The sequence below is a fragment of the Campylobacter aviculae genome, assembly GCF_005406215.1.
Lineage (GTDB): Bacteria > Campylobacterota > Campylobacteria > Campylobacterales > Campylobacteraceae > Campylobacter_D > Campylobacter_D aviculae.
Genome location: NZ_NXMA01000032.1, coordinates 1 through 3726, shown reverse-complemented (window position 1 = coordinate 3726; position 3726 = coordinate 1). Strand labels below are relative to the sequence as shown.

Below are 3726 nucleotides of genomic sequence, written 5' to 3'. Positions count from 1 at the left end.
TTGTTTATCATAACTTAAAGGCTCTATTTTAGGAAAAGGTTTGTTTAAATCTTGAGTGAGTAAAGTTTCACAAACTTCTTTAAAAGGTTTTTCTATAGTTCCTTCTATCCTAACCCCTCCTTCGGTGCAGTTGTAGGTGAAAAAATTAAACTGATTTGACTGAGTAATGAGTTTTTCGAAGGCGTAGCGAAATAAAATCCATGTTTGATTGGTATAAACTGTATTCTTTCCACCATAAGCTAAAGTTTTTAAATCATAAATAATTTTATCTTTATTCGTATCATCAAACCTACCAAAAACATGATCATTTGGATGAGAGCTTCCATCCTCAGCATAAGCAAGATCTTGTCCTATAAAGACAATATTTTTATGTTTTAAAGATAAGGCTAAACCGTAAGCCATATGGGCTACACTATGTCCTTCAACCAGGTAACCAAAATAATTAATTTCTAGATATTTTATAAAATATGTTTTGCGATAGGCTAGCATAAAAGTTCTATCATTGCTTTTTAAATTCTCTATGGTTTGAGGATGTGTTAAATGAGTCGTGATGAATAAAATGTCTTTATCGAATTCTTTAAAATCATTGTTAAAAAATTCTGAAGTGAAGGACACTCTTTCTAAGGATAAAACATAATCAGGCTTGATACCATACTTTGCCAGTATAGGGTATGAAGAATCCGCTGCTATGATGGTGGCTTTACTTGCGTATTCTTTAAGTAAAGGTAGTTGTTTGGTAAGGCTAGGTCCGGTTGAAACAATGATGGCGGTTTGGCTGAGATTGGATCTTTTTTTAAGTAGAGTTTGATAAGCACTATGGTTTAACATAGTTGGAAGATTGTAAATAAATTGTTTTATGCCTTGTAAAACATCTTGAGAAGCGTTGCCTCTAAAGAGTACAGAATTTTTGAATCCATACATAAGTTTATTATTAACCTCTAAAATTTCTTCTTGATATTTTTCATAATAATCACTGCTAAGCTCTAAAAAATACACCCTAGAAAAGCTAAAAAAAGGATTGCAAGAGCATAAATCATGATAATCTTGAAGTTTTAAAGAATCAACATCAAGCAAGATGAGTTTATTTGCTTTTAGTTCTTGTGAAAAATCCACAAGATGAAACATAAGCCAAATGATTTCTAATTCTTTTTCAAAAACAACGATATGTTTAAGATTTTGATTTTGCAAAAGTGCTTTAAATAAAATTCCATTGCCAAAACCATAAAAATAAAGCACAGGATATAAAGCGTATTTTTCATTATAGGTATTTAGCATGGTGTTTAATTCTTCCAAAACATTTTTATACAAATACCCCCCCCCTGTATCTTTTAAATTGATATCTAAATTATCTTTACTAAGTATAAGTTCATAATGAGTACTTTCAATCTTGCTAAGTTTTTCTTGTAAAATAGAATTTAAAGTGTTTAAATTTTTCTCAAAAAGCGCGATTTGATCTTTGTTGAAATTCATAATTTAATCCTAAAAATATTTATCTAAAATCTTTTTCTTGTAAAGCTTGTGCGAATTTGATATCTCTTGTAGCTTTTTTGCCTAAAATTTCTTTATAAAATTTGGGATGAAGTCCAAAAGAAGGACGCACGGATTTGATATTTTTTTCGCTAAAAATTTCACCTTTTTTGATATCCTTGCTCGCATACAAACTTCTTGCAAAAGTGCGATTTTTTAAAGTTTTTTCGCTAAGTTCTAAAGAGCCATCACCCAAAGCACTTTCAGCCTCTCTTACAGCCTTAGCCATGGCTTTAAATTCATTAAAATCAAGACTGAATTTAGCATCTTCACTTTCTAAATTTTTATCAAGCATAAAATGTTTTTCGATCACTCTAGCTCCAAGTGCTACGGCCATAACCGGAGCTAAGTATCCAAAACTATGATCGCTTAGTCCCACTTCAACGCCAAATTTTTCTTTTAAGCTTACAATGGCCCTTAAATTCATATCATCAATTTTTGCAGGATAAGCGGAGGTGCATTTTAAAAATATCAATTGTGAATTTTTTTCCTCTTTGAAAATTTCACAAATCCTAAAAAGCTCTTCCTCGCTTGCAATGCCGGTAGAAACGATCGTAGTTTTGTTTTCTTTGGCTATATAGCGGATCAATTCTTCATCGTTAGCTTCAAAGGAGGCGATTTTATAAGCTATGGGATCAAATTGTTTTAAAAAATCCACATCTTTTTTCGCAAAAGGACTGGAAAAGCAAAGTATGCCTTCATCTTTGGCGGTTTGAAAAATTTGTTCGTGCCACTCATAAGGGGTTTTTGCACTTTCATAAAGCTCATAGAGTCTGCGTTTATCCCAAAGTCCGCCTTTGATGATAAAATCTTCTTTATCGCTATCAAGAGTAAGACTATCTGGAGTGTAGGTTTGAATTTTTATCGCATCCGCACCTGCTTCTTTAGCCGCTTTAATACTTTTGAGTGCAAGATCTAGGCTTCCGGCGTGGTTGGCGCTTAATTCTGCTATGATAAATACTTTTTGATCTGTGTTAAAATTTCCTATTTGCATTTAAATTCCAAGTTGATTTTTAAAATAATATCGGTAAAATTTCTTTTATAAATTATAGCATAATTAAGGAAAAAAATTGAATGGTTTAGAAGAAAAAATCAGCACCCATTTTGACGCTTTAGAATCTCTTTATACAGGCTCTGGAACAAGTGCTTTGTTTTTGATTTTTAAATATCTAAAATCAAAAAATAAAAACAAGGTTTTAATCCCTAGTTTGGTTTGTCCGCAAGTGGCTAGTGTGGCTTTAAAAGCTGGTGTTGAGGTGATTTTTGCAGATGTGAATTTAGACGATTATACTCTTATCTTTGAGAGTTGTCAAAAAAATTATGATGAAAATCCTTACGATGCCTTAGTTTTAGTTCATCTTTATGGGCATTTTTGTGATGAAAAAATTATTGATTTTTGTCAAGATAAAAATATATTTATCATCGAAGATTGTGCGCAAACTTATAAAATCAATCCAAAATGCGATATGAGTATCTTAAGTTTTGGTCGTACTAAATTTTTAGAAAATGAGTTATGGGGGGGGGGGCGATTTTAAGTTCTAAAATTTCTTTAAATGCTTTAAGGGAATTAAATGAAGAATTAAATCTAAAGGTAGATAAACAAAAATTTGAAGAATATCGCTTGAAATATTATGCTTTAAATCCTAAAGATGAAGATTATTTTAAAAATCTTAAAAATTTGCTTTTAGATTATACCTTTGTTTTTGGAAGTAGCGATAATCCTTGTTTGGAAGAAAAACTTTCTAAGCTTAGCAATATATGCGAAAAACGTAAAGAAAATATGCAAATTTATCAAAATTTTTTAAAACACGAACTCATTTTGCACCCAAAATTCAATTTAAAATCCATAACTTGGCGTTACACCTTTAGATATTTGGGCGATAGAGAAAAATTGCTTGAAAATTTAAGAAAAAATGGGATCGATTGTTCTTCTTGGTATTTGCCATCACATTTGATTTTTGGAGGAAAAACTCAAAAAAATTCAGAAATTTTAAGTAAAGAACTTATCAATTTGTGGTGTGATGAAAAAATAAGCAAAGATCAGATCAAGGATAATATAAAAATAATCCTATCTTTGTTATAATTTTTGCAATTTTTTACAAGGATTTAAAATGAATACTCAAGAAAAATGGCACGAAATGCACTCTCAAAAAAGACATCAACCACGTTATCCTAGTAGTGATTTGGTTAGTTTTGTTT

General features: G+C 30.8%; 4 protein-coding genes. 2 read left to right on the top strand and 2 right to left on the bottom strand.

The window, feature by feature from the left end; genetic code table 11:
• Together CQA76_RS08725 and pseI are read right to left on the bottom strand one after the other, a co-directional pair.
• The coding region (locus CQA76_RS08725; protein WP_137622994.1) for a motility associated factor glycosyltransferase family protein at window positions 1-1470 on the bottom strand (1470 nt) is incomplete at its 3' end.
• Window positions 1471-1489: 19 nt separating this feature from the next.
• Window positions 1490-2521 carry a pseudaminic acid synthase gene (pseI, locus tag CQA76_RS08720; protein ID WP_137622993.1) on the bottom strand — a complete coding sequence of 344 codons (1032 nt, stop codon included), beginning with the start codon at window positions 2519-2521 and terminating at the stop codon, window positions 1490-1492.
• Between the two features lie 76 nt (window positions 2522-2597).
• Between pseI and CQA76_RS08715 the strand changes: the two genes are divergently transcribed.
• Window positions 2598-3062: a DegT/DnrJ/EryC1/StrS family aminotransferase gene (locus tag CQA76_RS08715; RefSeq protein WP_137622992.1), complete on the top strand. Its 465-nt coding sequence runs from the start codon at window positions 2598-2600 to the stop codon at window positions 3060-3062.
• A complete protein-coding gene (locus CQA76_RS08710; protein WP_137622991.1) occupies window positions 3041-3610 on the top strand; it encodes a DegT/DnrJ/EryC1/StrS family aminotransferase in 570 nt (189 codons plus the stop codon). The genes CQA76_RS08715 and CQA76_RS08710 overlap by 22 nt, the downstream gene beginning before the upstream one ends.
• Window positions 3611-3726: the final 116 nt, after the last annotated feature.

Excerpts from the sequence above, each read along its gene's own strand:
- CQA76_RS08710 (WP_137622991.1), top strand. The coding sequence starts at position 3,041 with ATGGGGGGGGGGGCGATTTTAAGTTCTAAAATTTCTTTAAATGCTTTA.
- pseI (WP_137622993.1), bottom strand. The coding sequence starts at position 2,521 with ATGCAAATAGGAAATTTTAACACAGATCAAAAAGTATTTATCATAGCA.